The organism is Shewanella sp. H8, assembly GCF_040285065.1.
GTDB classification, from domain to species: Bacteria; Pseudomonadota; Gammaproteobacteria; order Enterobacterales; family Shewanellaceae; genus Shewanella; species Shewanella polaris.
The window spans coordinates 1,423,044-1,440,303 of the sequence record NZ_CP157213.1 but is presented as its reverse complement, the minus strand read 5'-3'; the positions used below and the strand labels follow the sequence as shown (position 1 = coordinate 1,440,303).

Annotated in this window: 14 protein-coding genes and 1 tRNA gene; 8 read left to right on the top strand and 7 right to left on the bottom strand. The window is 38.2% G+C overall.

All coding sequences use genetic code 11. The features are described from left to right. Window positions 1–677 precede the first annotated feature (677 nt). The gene (locus ABIS04_RS06315) at window positions 678–2,501 is read right to left on the bottom strand and encodes a putative Ig domain-containing protein (RefSeq protein WP_350432931.1); all 1,824 of its coding nucleotides are present in this window, start codon (window positions 2,499–2,501) and stop codon (window positions 678–680) included. Between the two features lie 639 nt (window positions 2,502–3,140). On the opposite strand from ABIS04_RS06315, the gene ABIS04_RS06310 reads away from it, so the two are divergent. The 5 genes from ABIS04_RS06310 (at window position 3,141) to ABIS04_RS06290 (ending at window position 7,661) form a co-directional block, all read left to right on the top strand. After that, the gene (locus ABIS04_RS06310; protein WP_350432930.1) at window positions 3,141–4,415 is read left to right on the top strand and encodes a GGDEF domain-containing protein; all 1,275 of its coding nucleotides are present in this window, start codon (window positions 3,141–3,143) and stop codon (window positions 4,413–4,415) included. Window positions 4,416–5,135: 720 nt separating this feature from the next. Beyond that, window positions 5,136–6,134, top strand: a complete 999-nt coding sequence (locus tag ABIS04_RS06305) for a permease (RefSeq protein WP_350432929.1) — start codon at window positions 5,136–5,138, stop codon at window positions 6,132–6,134. 121 nt (window positions 6,135–6,255) lie between these two features. After that, window positions 6,256–6,957, top strand: a complete 702-nt coding sequence (locus ABIS04_RS06300) for a type 1 glutamine amidotransferase (RefSeq protein WP_350432928.1) — start codon at window positions 6,256–6,258, stop codon at window positions 6,955–6,957. A gap of 12 nt (window positions 6,958–6,969) precedes the next feature. Next, the gene (locus tag ABIS04_RS06295) at window positions 6,970–7,272 is read left to right on the top strand and encodes a hypothetical protein (protein ID WP_137221665.1); all 303 of its coding nucleotides are present in this window, start codon (window positions 6,970–6,972) and stop codon (window positions 7,270–7,272) included. Next, window positions 7,272–7,661, top strand: a complete 390-nt coding sequence (locus tag ABIS04_RS06290) for a metalloregulator ArsR/SmtB family transcription factor (protein WP_350432927.1) — start codon at window positions 7,272–7,274, stop codon at window positions 7,659–7,661. The genes ABIS04_RS06295 and ABIS04_RS06290 overlap by 1 nt, the downstream gene beginning before the upstream one ends. A 71-nt stretch (window positions 7,662–7,732) precedes the next feature. On the opposite strand, the gene ABIS04_RS06285 is transcribed toward ABIS04_RS06290, so the two are convergent. Both ABIS04_RS06285 and ABIS04_RS06280 read right to left on the bottom strand, forming a co-directional pair. Continuing rightward, window positions 7,733–8,419 (bottom strand): LrgB family protein, encoded by a 687-nt coding sequence (locus ABIS04_RS06285; protein WP_140233777.1) that lies wholly within the window; start codon window positions 8,417–8,419, stop codon window positions 7,733–7,735. 23 nt (window positions 8,420–8,442) lie between these two features. Beyond that, window positions 8,443–8,880 carry a CidA/LrgA family protein gene (locus ABIS04_RS06280; protein WP_140233776.1) on the bottom strand — a complete coding sequence of 146 codons (438 nt, stop codon included), beginning with the start codon at window positions 8,878–8,880 and terminating at the stop codon, window positions 8,443–8,445. A gap of 106 nt (window positions 8,881–8,986) precedes the next feature. Here ABIS04_RS06280 and ABIS04_RS06275 point away from each other — a divergent pair, with 106 nt between their 5' ends. Further along, window positions 8,987–9,895, top strand: coding sequence for a LysR family transcriptional regulator (locus ABIS04_RS06275; RefSeq protein WP_350433396.1), 909 nt, complete (start codon window positions 8,987–8,989; stop codon window positions 9,893–9,895). A 317-nt stretch (window positions 9,896–10,212) separates the two neighbouring features. Here the strand turns inward: ABIS04_RS06275 and ABIS04_RS06270 are convergent. Further along, window positions 10,213–10,302: transfer RNA gene (locus ABIS04_RS06270), tRNA-Ser, on the bottom strand. A gap of 275 nt (window positions 10,303–10,577) precedes the next feature. On the opposite strand from ABIS04_RS06270, the gene ABIS04_RS06265 reads away from it, so the two are divergent. Next, on the top strand, window positions 10,578–12,317 hold the full coding sequence (locus tag ABIS04_RS06265) for an AAA family ATPase (protein ID WP_350433395.1): 1,740 nt from the start codon (window positions 10,578–10,580) through the stop codon (window positions 12,315–12,317). 75 nt (window positions 12,318–12,392) lie between these two features. Then, on the top strand, window positions 12,393–12,908 hold the full coding sequence (gene fabA / locus ABIS04_RS06260; RefSeq protein WP_140233775.1) for a bifunctional 3-hydroxydecanoyl-ACP dehydratase/trans-2-decenoyl-ACP isomerase: 516 nt from the start codon (window positions 12,393–12,395) through the stop codon (window positions 12,906–12,908). 100 nt (window positions 12,909–13,008) lie between these two features. On the opposite strand, the gene rmf is transcribed toward fabA, so the two are convergent. The 3 genes from rmf to ABIS04_RS06245 all read right to left on the bottom strand — a co-directional run bounded on the left by rmf (window position 13,009) and on the right by ABIS04_RS06245 (window position 17,259). Continuing rightward, window positions 13,009–13,185, bottom strand: coding sequence for a ribosome modulation factor (gene rmf, locus ABIS04_RS06255; RefSeq protein ID WP_011638106.1), 177 nt, complete (start codon window positions 13,183–13,185; stop codon window positions 13,009–13,011). Between the two features lie 233 nt (window positions 13,186–13,418). After that, window positions 13,419–15,317 carry a DUF3466 family protein gene (locus ABIS04_RS06250; RefSeq protein ID WP_350432926.1) on the bottom strand — a complete coding sequence of 633 codons (1,899 nt, stop codon included), beginning with the start codon at window positions 15,315–15,317 and terminating at the stop codon, window positions 13,419–13,421. A gap of 25 nt (window positions 15,318–15,342) precedes the next feature. Beyond that, a complete protein-coding gene (locus ABIS04_RS06245; RefSeq protein ID WP_140233773.1) occupies window positions 15,343–17,259 on the bottom strand; it encodes an ABC transporter ATP-binding protein in 1,917 nt (638 codons plus the stop codon). Window position 17,260: the final 1 nt, after the last annotated feature.

The window sequence follows — 17,260 nt, the reverse complement described above, 5'->3', positions numbered from 1 at the left end:
ATTTACGCTATTTACTCATTTTTAACCGATTTACATCAACGTCACGGTAAATGAACTAACTTACATCAACAAACCTTATCAAATTTATAACCTTGTTAACCCCTATATTGATAGACAAAGACTGACGTGCTAAACAGTAAGCATTCAATGTTAATGCACAACTCGTTATTGCTTGAAATTAATCCCATAATGACATTTCAATTGCCACATAACCCTAAGTGTAAAAAAGAAGAGAAATATTATTGAATAGCGGTGTTTCAAGTGATATTTAACCATGGTTGGATGGTGCTATTTCTCTCTATATTCATATTAAAAAAACAAAGCCACTTGCTAACGGCGTCCGCCTTGTCGATATGTTATGTACCAAGGTTAAACGTTAAATAGTCATAATCATTAATCGAGTAAGCAGAAACCCCAAATTGAATATCACACAGAAGAACACGATCCCATTGAGACGATCCTTGCACTAATGGAATAATGTCATATAGGTTTACTCATAAAAATGACTTAAAAGAGCAATAAGCACTTAAACATAAGAAATTTTACCGCAGATACTAAGAACTCCACAGTCATCATGTCCAAGGCAGAACATGATGACTGAGCTGTTAATTTATTAAGACAAGCATCATATTAATTAATAATGAATGTCCTATGCTATGTAATGTCCAATATAAACACTACAAACATGCCCCCCAATTAATACCATCCGTACTGCATTGCTTTATATTAGTATGATTACTTTGCTCAGTTAACCGAGTCCAGCTAATCACCCCAGTATTTGCATCATAGTTTTTATCGGTGGTCACTCTATGTTCTTGAGAGTCGTCAGTTTTACGTTTGTACCAACTAAAGTCAGTATCTTGTATGCCAGTATCATCTGTAAACGTATAACCATAATCAGTTAATAAAGTGACTAACTCTGTGGTTGAATATTCTGCAGAACGGTCTTGTAAATTAACCCAATCATTAAGCGTGGGAAATGCCCCATTCGTTTTAAATTGTGAAAACTGCATAAGATAATTAATATTGTTTTCACTATAATCAACGTAATAAACACGCTCATAAGCTTGAGTAAAAATGTCGGCCGTGAATTGACACTCACCAGTATCTGTTGAGTAGGTATTGCTTAATGTAAATTGTACCGGTACGAGTTCGACGTCATGAGTAACCATAACACTTTCGTTATTAAAACAAGTCTCTAACTGGCCATCAGCGGTATTTCGCTCATCATAACTAGCGATGTACCTGCCATTATCCCCCCATGAAAATGCGTTGTTATGACGGCGATAATAGACATATAGAACGGCATCAGTTACGTCGCCATTATCATCGCTGACCATTCTTGCTGATTCTGAGAAAAATTGACGATCGTCAGGGTAGAAAACAACGATATCTCGGTACCAGACATTTTCAGTAAGCTCTTCTGCTGCAGGCGCTTTATCTAGATAATGAATGACTCGAATATAACTAGCGTCTTTGTATGAATCATTTTTTAACAGTTCAGCTTTCTTCTTCAAACTTAAGCTTAACCCTGTAACGTAACGGCGTGCCGTCTGTTGCAGTGCTTGATTGCCATTTTCAATAAAATCACTGAATAAATCATCAATCGATATATTAGATTTTCGAGTAAAATCATCAATGGCTTCATTGATAAGCGAAGCATAGTTCAGCTGGCTTTGAGGATTTTCAATGATCTGCTTACAACTAGCTTGAAGGACCTCGGTATTTTTATCTGTACTGTTAACGGTAGGAGATGAAGATAACATGTCCCAAACAGCCGACGTTAATGGCGTAATATATGCGGCTTGTTCAGGATTAAACTGACCATAAAGCGGTGGGTAAACAAGTTGATAAGCGGAGGTAACAACACCTTCGGTTTCATCAATTGCACCGACAGGAACATCAACTCTTACTGGTACTAAAGTTGCACATACTTGTTGTTCGGCATTATATTTCAACGAATACTCACCGCCTGTATCGGTGACGTCATTTGGTTCATCTTCATCAAACTCACCATTATTGTTAATATCTAACCACACTGTTGCACCAGTTAAATAGCCATCAATCACTCTACCTTGATGCCCTTGTTGTAAAGGGATAGGTAATACAGTAAGCAGTGTTTCAACACTATTTGTTGCACCTTCATTATCGGTAACAGTTAGTTGCAAACGAAATTCGGTCTCTTGTTGTACGTCAGGAGCAATAAAACCAGTTACAGATTGCGTGGAATCAAAAAACACAATCGAGGGTGCACCATTGTCAATTTGTAGCCATTGATAAGTTTGAATTTGGCCATCGGAATCAGCACTACTGGAGCCATTCAATTGAACTTCGGTCATAGAAATAACAGATGAAATAGACGTGATATTGGCTATTGGAATAATATTTTCCAGAGGTGGAGGTTGAATCAATGATATTGGTTCTGATTCACCGTCACTGCCACCACCACATGCTGTTAAACCCAGTAATATCGTTAATGTTATTATTCTTTTTAAATTCACTGTATATCCTTATTTAATAGTTGGCTCTATTTAATAGTTGGCCCTGCATTATTGTTAATTAAAAGGAGGCTAATTGTTAAATAAATGCACCATTTTGGTTAATTCAAAAGATACTATCACTGTTAATGATTCAAACAAAGCTAAAATTATAATTTTAACAAGTTGATATTTAATATGAATACGCCACTAAGCACTGCGTCTTAAGCGTTTAAAACTAATCACCGTGGATGTTTATAATTAAAGATAATTTAGCGAAATAATAGACACACAGCTCATTAGACCGAAAACATTAATTGCAACAGTAAACGCTAACGCTCAAAACTAGAATTTAAGTCGGATTAATTTTACTCGATAAATATTGTCCCACTCACTAGGGTGGGTTTATAAAGTACCTTATAGTATAATTTTAAGCTCGATGCTAGAAATCAGACCTAAGTCAATGTGCGATACAAGATGTTCCTAAATATCGTGTAAATGCCGGCAATTAACTGTTGAAATGATACTCAATGATTTTAGATACAACATTTGGGAAAAAGCACATATATGTTACCCGTAATAGAAAATGACAAACCTTGGGTTTTAGTTGGGTTTTATCAGTCCCTAGTAAAACCTTTAGGGGCTATCGGTTTGATCTTGGGAATGATATCAATATTTGGATATCTTTTCGGCATTGAAGCATTATATAGACCAATGGCAAATGGACCCGCTACTAACCCGTTAACCGCAATATGCATGATTTTTATTGGACTAGGTTTGCTATCCACTCTGAATAAAAAAAATCAGAAGCTGCAGTATTTACTTGGGATTGTTGTCATTATCATTACAGTAGCAAACATCTCAGATTTTATTTTTAATGCAAATTTATCGACACACATTACCCCATTCTATAGCCAAGTATTACTTGACCAAGAGTTAGGAAAACCCAATGACTTAGGGATTAATTCCGCTTTGATGTTTTTGGGGTTAGGTTTTAGCCTAACATTATTCCACTTTAATAAACTTACTGCAGCTCAACTGATTGCTTTCATCACTTTAGCCATACCCATGATATCCATTACTGGTTATGCATATGGACTAAACGAATTTTATGGAAAAATGTCACTATTAACGGCTTCCACCGGTGTTGCTTTTTCAATCGCCACGTTAGCGTTAACAGCAAATATTGGCGCGGTAAAAGCAATACTCAGTCCTTATATTGGTGGAAGAATAGCTAGGTTACAAACCATTTGTGGATATGCTATTCCAAGTATTCTTGGCTACCTTTTGGTCAAATCACTTAATTCTGCTGGCATCGATTCGTTTGGTCTCTATGTTGTGACAATATGTTGGTTTATCATTTTGATGGTGAGTATCTCAGCAATATTTCAAGAAAGAGTCGACATTGAACGTCGCAAAGGCGAACAGTTATTATCAATTGCAGCCATGAGTGACAATCTAACAGGACTGGCGAATCGAAGAAAATTTCTTGATTTTGGGCAAGAAGCCATTGAACGAATTAAACGTACTCGTAAACAAGTTTGGATCTTAATGATAGATATTGATTACTTCAAACGAATCAATGATACCGCTGGTCATGCTATGGGAGATAAAGTGTTAATAGCAGTAAGCCAGACGCTTAAAGAATCAGTTCGAATTGTCGACTTAGTCAGTCGAATGGGCGGAGAAGAATTTTCTATTATATTGATTGATGCTGATATTAAAGGGGTTGAGTTAGTTGCTGAAAAAATCCGTTCTAACGTGGGTAATATGCAAGTCGAAGGTTGGACTAATTTACATGGCGCGGTCAATATTTCTATCGGCTGTGGATTAAACGATGGCAATCAGACTCTCGATGAAACCCTTAAAGATGCCGACGGCGCATTATATCAAGCTAAAAATAATGGCCGAAATCAAGTTTGCTTTGCTCGAAAATAACAAAATAGTAACGAGCGCAACTAACTACAGACCTTACAAACAAAGCATTTGAAACCGAGATATTTGATTGCTATATACATTTTTCCGTTGATGATATAGCAATCATCTTGTAAATATTGAGGCCATTAACCCACACGATTTGACAACTCAAATATACGATTAGCTGATACTATTAAGTTGATTGACTACTGTTTATCTAGAGGTAATTAAAAAATTACCTCTATTTTCAATAAATTAAACAAACCTATATTGATATTTCATTAACTAAAACAGCTCTGTTTTTACCCAACGTTATTCAAATTGATTCTGAGATAAAAGACTTGTCACCATGAGGTAATGACAAAAAATATAAGTATATAAATATAAAATTTTCGCTGGCTACATTACCTTATTGACGATAGTCATCAATACTTGCAAGCACTTGAATAACGACAACTCAGTTGATACCAACTAACTCAGAACAAAAACCTCATAAAATCAAATGTGAAAATCAAAATAAATATTGATAGTCACACACCCAATTTATAAATGAGTCCAGAAAAACCCGTGGTCCGAACGGAGCAAAAGTCGCCGGATAATTCACTAATCCCACCAAGAATAATTAACTATGTCTCAAACAAATTATAAAGTTGACTAATACATCCAAATAACACTTGCATACTTGCGCAAGTGATCGTACATTGCGTTTTGTACTTAATTCTACTTTTAAGAGGCAACAACGTGGATATAAATAAAATTACAATTGCATTGAATGAATTCATTCATGTAGGAGGGGCACTAATTATTGTTATAGCTGTAGTTTCTGTTTTAACAGGCTTTATGCGCGAATATATTCCACAAGATAAGCTACAAAAAAAACTTGTTAAACATGAAAAATGGGGACCATTACTGGGTGCTCTGTTTGGAATGTTGACACCTTTTTGTAGCGCTTCTGTTGTGCCTGTTACTATGGGAATGGCAACTATGGGTGTGTCATTAGGTACCCTTTTAAGCTTTTTGATTTCAGCACCGCTTTGTAATTTTATTGTATTGGCCATGATATTCGCCACCTTCGGATTAAAAGTGACACTGAGTTACTTAGCGATTACCTTATTTGCAGCAATCTTTGGCGGATGGTTTATTACCAAAACACCTTGGCGCAATGAAATTAAGCGCGGGGGCGAGTTAGAAACCAAAACAGCCCCACCACGTTGTTCAGCATCAATAGCTAAAACGCAAAGCTGTGCTACATCACAACCAGCACAGACATGCGGCAGTATAAATAGTGGCTGTGACTATTCAGCTACACTCACTATGGTTGACGTAATCCCCTCAAAATCGACTAATGCACTGCGTTTTGCGTGGGCTTTATTCAAAAAAATCATCCCCTATGTATTGCTTGGTGCTCTGATCAGTGGCGTGTCTGCAGCATACTTATCTGCAGATATCGTTGAAAAGTATGTCGGTGGAGACAATGTGTTTTCGATCTTAATTGCCGCTGTAATTGGGGTTCCAGTATATTTACGTATCGAAATGGCTATTCCACTTCTTAAAGTATTGATTGTGAAAGGTATGGGTATGGGTCCAGCTATGGCGCTTATTATCGGGGGAACTGGTGCGAGTCTTCCAGAAATTGCACTTGTTTCTGCTGTGCTAAAGCCAAAAGCCGTTGTTGCGTTCGTCTCAATTATACTCACAACAGCCATTATCGGTGGCCTATTATTTCAATATGTTATTTAACATCTAACTAAGTGATTGTTGGTTATTCCTAATAGACTCATTTTTTACATGTACAAATTAATTATTACACATGAAATCAATGAGTCTTATCTATCCTAATGTCTCATTTATAGAGTTGATTATGAAAATTGGAATATTGTTATGTGGTGATGTACCAACTCCCTTAACGGAAAAATTTGGAGATTACCCAAGTTGTCTTAAAAATCAATTGAATTTGGAACGTGACGCAAAGGTGACAGTTTTGAACGTTTATCAAAAACTAGAATTGCCAAGTGATATTGATAATTATGACGGTTACATCATCGGTGGAAGTCTCTCTGGAGTAAATGATGACCTTGACTGGATAAAACAACTAACACTATTTATTCGTAATGTTTTCTATAGTGGGAAAAAACTTCTAGGCATTTGCTTCGGACATCAAATGATCCATCATGCATTAGGTGGTGTTGTCATGCGCTCCCCTGCTGGTTGGGGGTTAGGTGCTTATGAAGTGACATTACGCCAAGACTTTGAACAACTACACGCTGGAGAAACAATATCAATATTAGCCATCCATCAAGATCAAGTTGTTCGGCCTGCAAAATGTTTTGATATTATCGCCGGAAATGATTTTTGTCCCAATTATCTAACACGATATAAAAAACAAGTATTAACGGTTCAAGGCCATCCAGAATTTAATTTCCTATTTTTTTCAGCATTAATCAATGCAAGTGAAAACAGTTTTTCACCAGCAATATTAGAACATGCAGTAGAAGGACGTACGAGCGAAAAAGATAGACTTTATTTTAACCATTGCGCCAATAATTTTATCCTTGAACGATAAGAGAGGCCTCTAATGCAACAAATTTTATTCGTCAAAACGATAAGCAAGATGTTATCTGGTATAAGTAAATGGTGCGCTTATAGTCAAATGTATCAATTACTGTTAGCGCTTTTTAACGGTGCAGAATGGTCCGAACAGACAAAAGTAGGTAGAAATATTGCATTGCTCGGAATTTTCTGCCCTTTTTTCTGGTTTGCTTTGTTTTCTGGTGCAGATTCATCGGTACTTACTTTTCATGCTTGTCATTCAAGTATCGTTTTCTTAATTGGAGTCGTTATAATGATTATCAGTCTCACAAACAAAAAGCAAAACTGATGGATAATGAACAATATATAGATGCTTTAAAAGCACTCGCCGAACCCAATAGGCTGCGTCTATTTTGGCTACTAATACATGTTGACCAACGAATTACGCTTGCTGAAGCCATGGATGTGACCAAAGAGACGCAATATAATGTATCGCGGAATTTAAAAATACTTTACAAAGCAAAACTACTCACTCAAGAAAAATCAGGTAAGTGGGTTTATTACACTCTTGCGGAACAGAAACTGCCTCATTGGTGTGCCATTGTTGAATCAGTACGAACTCTTCCACCAACGGGATTCTCGGATGTGTCATCCCGTTGTATGAAACGTTTAGCAATGAGAGTTAACAATCAATGTGTGGTTGGACCCAATAGTGATGAATGGCTCAATCAATTTTAAAATGATTGTTTAAAGAAATGAGTTTTACAAAGCCCTGCTTACAATCACACTTTAAATCAATCAATGATGAGTTAAAACAATAACGCGAATAAAGGCGCGGTGATCACCATGGCTATACCAGTAAAAATCATCGTTAAACTTGCGACAACGCCTTCTTCTCGGCCAATTTGATTCGCTTTAGCTGCTCCAGCACCATGGGCTGATGCGCCTAATGATATTCCTCGTGCCAAGCTGCTTTTTATCTTGGCAGCTTTAAAAAGAGGGTCACAAATGAGCATTCCCATAATACCTGTCACTAACACTAACATTGCGGTTAGTTCAGGGACCCCACCAAATGCACTTGTTGCTTCAATAGCAAAGGGAGTTGAAACCGACCTTACAATTAGGCTTTTAGATAGTTCTGCCGGCATATGAGTGAAATGGAGAATCAACCATGATGAGCCAACGCCCAAACATAACCCCACTAAGACACCAACACTTATGGTTAATGGATAACGCTTAATCAGAGCCCTTTCTTTATAAATGGGTACCGCAAAAGCAATTGTCGCAGGCGCTAATAACGCAGGCAGCCAATGGGTAAATTGAAAATAATCGACTAATGGAATTTGAAATATCACCACAGTCAACAAAATAATAGTTGGTGCTAAAATAATGGGGGCAAACCAAATGCGCTGCTGACGTAAGTACAAACGCTTACTAAAATAATAACCTACCAACGTGAGTAATAAACACAATACACCTAATAATGAACTATTCATTGCTACTACCCATTCAATTCAATTTAAACTGCACGTAAACGCTGAGATGTAATGTTGTTTAAACGTTGCTGACGTTCAAATTTAAATAGCTTATCGACAATAAACGCCGTCCCCAATAAGACACTCGTACTCGCCAATAACATACATATAATCAACTCAGCACCATAGCTTTCGAGTATTAATTTATACTTGGTCATAGCGACTACAGGGGGGATAAAAAATAATAGCAAATCACCAATTAACCATGCTGAACCTTGATTAACAATTTTTTCGGGAACCCACTTACAAGACAATAAGACTAATAACACCCCCAAACCAATAACACTGCCAGGAATAATAGAATGAACGGAGTGAGCTGCCAATTGACATAACCAAGCAAATAAACATAAACCACTCACTTGGATAATTAAGGTTGTTTTACACTTTAAATAAGTGTTATGGGTATTCAGTAAAGATAACATTTGGTTTCACGACATGGTTTTTTAGTTGATATAAAGAGTTTACCCTTGCTTAATTGATAAAAAAAATGAATATTAATGATTGACTACATCACTTTTGGTTATGGTAATGGATCTTAAAGCACTGCACTATTTCATTGAGGTTGTTAATGCTGGCGGTTTCGCTAAAGCATGTCACACAGCATTTGTAACTCAACCGGCCCTCTCAAAGGCGATACGCCTACTGGAAGAAGAACTTGGTATGGTATTGCTAGAACGCGGTAAACGCGGCTCACAAATACGGTTAACTGAAGCTGGCCAAGTAGTATATCAACATGCATTAACGTTACTGGAAGGTCGCCAACACATGATGGCTGAGCTCGATAGTTTACGTAACTTAAGTGGTGGTACGCTAAGGCTAGGTTTAGCGCCGCTTGGAAGTGCTGAGTTATTTGCCCCTGTGATAGCAAAGTTTAGGCAGCAATATCCTAATGTTGAGTTGAAGTTACTGGTACGCGGTGGGATAGAACAAACTGTAGCCTTACACAAAGATGAAATAGAGCTTGCGACTGGCATTATTGATTTCGAAGATGAGTTTGATGGTATTCGCGTTCGTAATGAGTCAATGGTGGTAGTACTGCCCGCAGCTCATGAGTTAGCGAGTAAAAATACCCTACAGTTAAGTGAACTGAATCAATTAGCTCAGGTGATGTTTGAACCAGAATACGCCCTATATGAACTAGTATTAGCCGCTTGTGCAAAGGCAGGATTTAAACCGATAAATATCACTCGTGTTAGCCATGCCGATTTTGGTATTGCACTGGTGGCCGCTGGCATAGGGGTAATGATACTGCCAAAAATTATTGCTGAACGATACAGAGTCGATGCGGTTGTTAATATTCCCTTAGCCAGTGAGGATTTACGTTGGGAACTATCGCTGTTTTGGCGTAAACAAAAACATTTATCTTTTGCGGCGCAAGCCATGCTTAAACTAGTGAAACAACATTTGAGTCAACTAGAGAGTCAACCAAAAATCTAATCAACTGAACAACATATACGTTTTACAAAAAATTTCTAACCCAAGTCTGACACTCTGTCTTTCACCCAATAAAAAGGCCTTATTCTTGTTCGTTGGATTTTGCGGAGGGATAGCTTGCTTGTAATAAAGAGGAACCCTTGGGTTCAAAGTCCTATCTTTCGCCCAAATAAAAAGGCCTTATCTTTGAGATGCCTTACTAGTTGGATCTTTCGGAGGGATAGTTTGCTTGTAATAAAGAGGAACCCTTGGGTTCAAAGTCCTATCTTTCGCCCAAATAAAAAGGCCTTATCTTTCGATAAGGCCTTTTTATTTGAATGTGGCGGAGGGATAGGGATTTGAACCCTAGAACGGGATAAACCGTTGCCGGTTTTCAAGACCGGTGCATTCGGCCACTCTGCCATCCCTCCGAACGGGCAGAATAATATAAGTAACGCGTTTGGATGTAAACCATAATTTAAAAAAAATTATCTGAATGGATAGCATTTAATCAAAATAAGCATATTTTTATCATCATTAATACCTATGTTGACAATGACAATGTCTATTCGCTGACTTTTTATTGTCTTTAATCATTTAAATGACAATGAGATGACATTGAATGATGGAATCTGCTGAGGCTTTTACGGCGCTTTATGCTAATATCATTTCATTATTTTCATTGTCGCAGTCAAATTACCACTATATGAATTCAACGCTATTGCCTAGTGCGAAACTCGCTCCTCAATATCATTTACCAGACTCATCGACTTGTGCATTTTTCCCTAGTCATTTATTGCTTGGTCAAGAACGAGTTGTCGATACCTTCAAACTCATGAGCAAAATAGATTCACAACATTTATTTCTTGCTGATTTTTTAGGTGTAGATAGACCACTATTTATCGATGCGTTGGTAACTCAAGCGAATACACCATCAAGTCAATACTTGGTGGCAACTAAAAAGTTACAGGAAGATAGTGAGATTCAATTTAAATGGCAGCAAACGCTTCCACCTGAACATGTCGGTATTATCGCTAAACAAGAGTCACTGTTTTGCTATTTACAAGGGACAATTCGCCGTGCGGATCTACTAGGTAGAATGCTTAAAACGGATAAATCAAGCGTTTATAAGCCTGGCGCTTTAGCGTCTAACCATTTCGTGTTTATTTGCTTAGCATCATTATGGCAGCGAGAAAACCTTTGGGATTTGTTAATGCAAATTCTGCATGATGGTTTTTACCGCATCAATAATGAGTTAGCCCCCATTCCACTTAATTGTAAGATCATACTTGTAGGTTCGGGTTTATCGTATAGTCAGCTTAGAGTTGAAGATCGAAACTTTAGTCGTCATTTTCCATTGCTGGCTGAAATGAGCAACGAAGTCGATTTAACACAGCATCCTGAGTCTGCGTATGTACAGTGGTTGAATGTGCTTGCCCACGCAGAATCGGTTGAGTTAGAACCGCCTAGTCTATTACCGATATTTTGGTATAGCTCCCGTTTGGTCGAGCATCAGCAACGGTTAAGTTTAAGCATGTTGGAATTTAGACAACTATTAGGTCAAGCAAAAGCCTATTGTGGTCAATCTGCATTAAATGCTGGCGCTATTGCTAAAGCATTGGAAAAGTTAACCTTCCGTCATAATAGTTCTGAAGTATATTCTGCTCAAAGTTTTGATGATAATTTCATCAATCTGCCAACTAAAGGCGCTATGGTAGGCCAAATTAATGCCCTTACGGTGATAGATACTGGTGATTATACGTATGGCGAACCTGCACGTATTACCTCATCAGTTCATTATGGCGATGGTGAAGTGGCAGATATTGAACGTAAATCAGAGCTAGGCGGCAATATTCACGCTAAGGGCATGATGATCCTATCTGCTTGCTTATACCGAATTTTTGGTCGTGATGCACCTCTTCATCTCAATGCTAATATTGTATTTGAGCAGTCTTATCAAGAAATTGATGGTGATAGTGCTTCACTCGCAGAGTATTGCTGTTTAATGTCTGCAATAGCAGAGCAACCTATTATTCAAAGTTTAGCGGTGACAGGCGCATTAGATCAGTTTGGCAATGTGCAAGCGATTGGTGGCGTAAATGAAAAAATTGAAGGTTTCTTTAATTTATGTCAACGCCGAGGCCTAAGCGGTGAACAAGGTGTTATTATGCCTAAAGCCAATGTATTACAATTGAATCTCGAACCCGCTGTCATTGAGGCTATTGATAAAGGATTATTTCATATCCATGCTATTGAACATATGGATCAAGCAGTTGAACTGCTGATGCAGATGCCTGCTGGTATTGCCAATGAAGATAATGACTTTGATCCAGACACGCTTTACGGATTAGTACAACAACGTTTAGATAAATTAGCAGGGCAAGATGACGACGATGTGCAATTGAACTTTTTTGCTAAATTGTTAGCTAGATTACACATTATATAGTGATCGGAGTTGTTTAGCTTACACGTGTTCGCTATCTTGTTAAAATTATCAGTCAATTAAGTGGTATGAATTTAAATGGAAAAAGCTAATAGTTTCACGAAAGAACAACTTATCGCCTGTGGTCATGGCAACCTTTTAGGTCCAAACAGACCACGTTTACCTGTCGACAATATGTTGATGATAGATCGTATTATTACCATTAATGAAAATGGTGGAGAATATGGTAAAGGTGAAATTATTGCTGAACTTGATATCACACCTGACTTATGGTTTTTTGATTGCCACTTTGTCAGTGATCCCGTTATGCCTGGTTGCTTAGGTTTAGATGCAATGTGGCAACTGGTTGGCTTTTACTTAGGCTGGGAAGGCGCTGAAGGTAAAGGTCGTGCATTAGGCGTTGGTGAGGTGAAATTTACCGGACAAGTATTGCCTGAAGCCAAGAAAGTGACTTACAAGCTCAATATTAAACGTAAAATTCATCGTAAATTGGTTATGGGTATTGCCGATGCTACTATGGAAGTCGATGGTCGCCAAATTTATGCTGCAACTGATTTAAAAGTGGGTATTTTCAGCGACACCTCAACGTTTTAAACACTCTCGGTAACCTTGATTAGCTTCCATTATCACATTTAATGCCCTCCGATATTTATCGCGAGGGCATTTTTTTATTTGTGGCTCGTTAGGTTAAGTATTACTTGTTAAATAGGCCATTGAGGCGACCGTCAATACCTTCACGCCAACCGCCTAACCATTGAGACCGAGAATCCAGATTTGAATGGGGGCAAACCTCTTTCGATCGCCCTCCCACTCCGGCTTGAAATCCTTTTGAAAATGCCCTGTCTAAACGATCTCTTTTCTGTCTTTTCATATAAATGCCCTCTTCCATTGACAGGCTTCTGTTGACACGATGTAGCTGAAGCCTTGAATATAGGAATAGAACGTTTTTTAACCAAAATCAATCTAAAAAAACGTCACTTTAATGATTTTCTATTAAGATATTGAGAATTAAGTTAAAAAAAATCGAGGTTTTTTACCTCGATTTTCTATAATTCTAGACTACCTCGTTGGTTTGAGGTACTAGATGCTATTGATTAGAGTAAGCTACTTTTTGACTCGACGACGTAACCATAATAATGGCAAGGTGAATAGCCAAGCAAAGCTAGCTGCACCTAAACGCTCATAAGACTCATCATCATCGTCTACATCAGAAGAACTACAGGCTTCACCACCAGTGGTCTTCAAAACAACCATACGTGGCAAGTAAGATGTGACAGGATCACCATTACCATCTAATTCAAACAGAGGTAACCCATTCTCACCAATGATTAATTCACCATAGATATCGTATTGATATTCAGGCTTAAGGATAAACCCAGTCCCGACGATAGTGCCATCTTCATTAATACTATTAGCTTCTACGATTGATATATCAGTTCCATAGGTTAATATTTCACCGGTACCATCTTCAACACTTATAGTGTGACGAACCCATTCACCATCAGTATTTTTCTCATAACCTTTAGACTCACAGGTTAACTGATCATTTAAGTTTACAAATTCGCTGGTGTTATTATCAAATAAGAAACCAACTTTCGGACGAGGTTTTTCTTGATCGTAGGTAGATTCAATATAACCAACCACTTGACCTTGATTATTGATGTCTTTTGGCTTACTGCTTAAATCTGATAACGACGTTAGGAAGTCATTAGGCGTTATGATGCCTTCTTCTGGATTATTGGTATCTAATGTAAAGAACTTACTACGTAAATAACCATCAATATACTTGCTGTAACTGCCCACAAGAATACCGGAATCATTGATATCATAAGCAATGGAATAATAGACTTCGTCATCCATTTCAACCCAATTGTATTGATAGTCGCCATTAGCATCTTTTATCCAATAGGCAGCATCAAAGTACAAATCATCTTCGTTACCATTACGATATACATGAGAACGACCTGCAACATCACCGTTAGAGTTAATACCAAGACCTTGCGCTGTATAAATAAGCGTTGAATCTTCGTCAGGGGTAAGTCCCAATTCCAATACTGTTAGCTCTGGTAAACCATCTTCATCTAAATTATCGAGATCCCACACAAAACCACGAGTTTGATAATTAATATAACGCGTGCCGTAATCTTCATCAGGGTATTGCCAAGCCTGTACACAAATATCTGTTGGAATTGGATTATCTGCATCGGTATCTTCTGCAGCAGTAATACAAGCATCGATAAGGTCTTCACTTGAGGACGATAAGGCTGTGCTGCCATAACCTACTACAAGGTTATTGCTATTCACCCTTGAAGCAACAGACCAACCACCCACTTCAACAGTCGCAGCATCAATGTCAGCAGTTTGTTCACGCTCATAAGTAGTATAAGAAGGTAATAACGGATATTCGATGTCATTTTTGACGGCTATACCGCGCATTTCAAAATCACGATAGTAAAAGTACTCTTGAGTGGTGCTGGTACCTTCGTAATCTAAAGTGAGTTCTTCACCCGTATAAGCACCTACTTTGACACCATTGTTGTTGATACCGTAAAAATAGGTATCTACATCGTTCACAATTAATTCATCGTCTGAATCAGTATCAGTACTAGAAGGATCAAATGTGCCCGCTAAGCTAAAAAATTCAGGAACCCAAGAACCCACGGAGGCATTTTCACTTGAAATGAAGGTAAAGTTGTTAGCTTCAATTTCAGAATAGACTGAATAGGTAATGGTTTCAGCTTCAGAAATACCATCTTCCACATCAATGATTGAATCATCAACGTCATCTACCGTTAACTTATTTTTACCTTTGGAAATGCCAACGAGTTCATCTTCATCATTAATGGCCATGGCATAGCCATTTCGTGTGCCATCAAGGGTACCGTTTAAATCGAAATCTTCGATATTAACAATTTCATATACTGATGCAGCTTGGGCCGATCCAATGACACTTAGAACACCTATCGCAACAAGTGATAAGGCTTTATCAAACTTTAACTTCATGTAACTATTCCTGTTTTATTATGCTTTACTTCAGTGACTCAAGCTCTTCCCATCGCTCGAAGCAAACTTCTAAATTTTGTTCTTTTTCAGCCAACAGTTGTAATTTTTTATTCACTAAATCCTGTGGTTGACTATAGAAATCTGCGCCTGCAACTGTTTGTTGCAATTGCGCAATATCTTGTTCGAGCTGTTCCATTTGGCTCGGAAGTGTTTCTAATTCTTTTTGCAATTTATAAGACAGTTTTTTGGTAGCTTTCTCAGGGGTGCTTACAGGCTTTTTCTCAACCACTGCAGAAGGTTGGACAACAATATCTACAACAGGTTCCTCAGAATAAAATTTTGCGCCTTGAGCGACGGCATCTTGGTAGCCACCAACATACTCAGCCCATTGACCATTACCAGCAAACCACCAACTACTAGTAACTGTGTTATCGATAAATGCCCTATCGTGACTCACGATAAGTAATGTACCTGCAAAATCGGCAAGTAGCGACTCTAACAACTCTAAAGTCTCAATATCAAGATCGTTTGTTGGTTCATCAAGAATAATTAAATTTGCTGGACGCAATAATAATCTCGCCAGTAGCAAACGGTTCTTTTCACCACCCGAAAGTGCTTTTACAGGAGTACGAGCACGCATTGGCGAAAATAAAAAGTCTTGCAGATAACTCAGAATATGGCGATCTTGACCATTAATTGTGACGGTACTTTTACCGTCTCCAACATTTTCTTCTACGGTTTTCTCTGGATCAAGCGCTTCACGATACTGGTCAAAGTAAGCAACGTCTAGTTTGGTGCCCACTTTTATTTCGCCTGATTGAGGTTTGAGCTTTTCAATCAGCAACTTGATGAGTGTTGATTTACCACAACCATTTGGACCAATTAATGCAATTCGGTCACCGCGAATGACTGTGGTATTGAAGTTTTTCACCAAATTTTTGTCAGGTAAATTATAGTTAAGATCTTTTATATCAAATACTAACTTACCAGAGCGTTCGGTATCAGACACCGCCATTTTGGCGTTACCTTGACGGTTTAAGCGTTCGCTACGTTCGGTACGTAATGCTTTTAACGCTCGTACGCGGCCTTCATTTCGAGTACGGCGAGCCTTAACACCTTGACGGATCCAAGTTTCTTCGTCGGCAAGTTTCTTATCAAAATGCGCGTTTTTCTCGGCTTCAACACGTAACCATTCTTGCTTACCATCTAAATAGGCTTGGTAGTTACCAGGAAACGAAATAACCACACCGCGATCTAAATCGACAATACGCGTTGCCATGCGCTGAATAAAACCACGGTCATGGCTTACAAATACGATTGCGCCTTTAAAGCTCAATAAAAATTGCTCTAACCACTCAATGGTATCAATATCGAGATGGTTGGTTGGTTCGTCAAGCAACAGTAAATCTGGGTTAACGACCAATGCGCGAGCTAATGCCACTTTGCGCTGCCAACCACCAGACAATTCGTTTAATGGCTTATCTGGATCTAAGCCTAACAATTCACAGTTTTGAATAATACGCGAATCTAATTGCCAACCTTCATTGTGATCTAACACTTCTTGCAGACGTTGCATTTGATTAAGCATGCGTTCCATCTGCTCAGGATTGGCATCTGCAACATCATGGGATAATTGATGGTACTTTTCTAAAGCTTCACCAATTTCTTTAAGGCCTGCTGCAATGTAAGCGTAAACCGTTCCAGTTTCTGCTTTAGGAGGATCTTGTTGTAAACGGCTAACATTAACGTCATTTGCAATATTAAACTCACCATCATCAAGTAATACATCACCTGATAACACTTTCATTAAACTTGATTTACCAGTGCCGTTGCGACCAACAATACACACGCGTTCACCAGGTTCGATGGTAAAATCTGCATTTTTCAGCAAGGGAGTGTAACCGTAGGCTAACGAGCCATTATTAATGCGTACCAGACTCAAT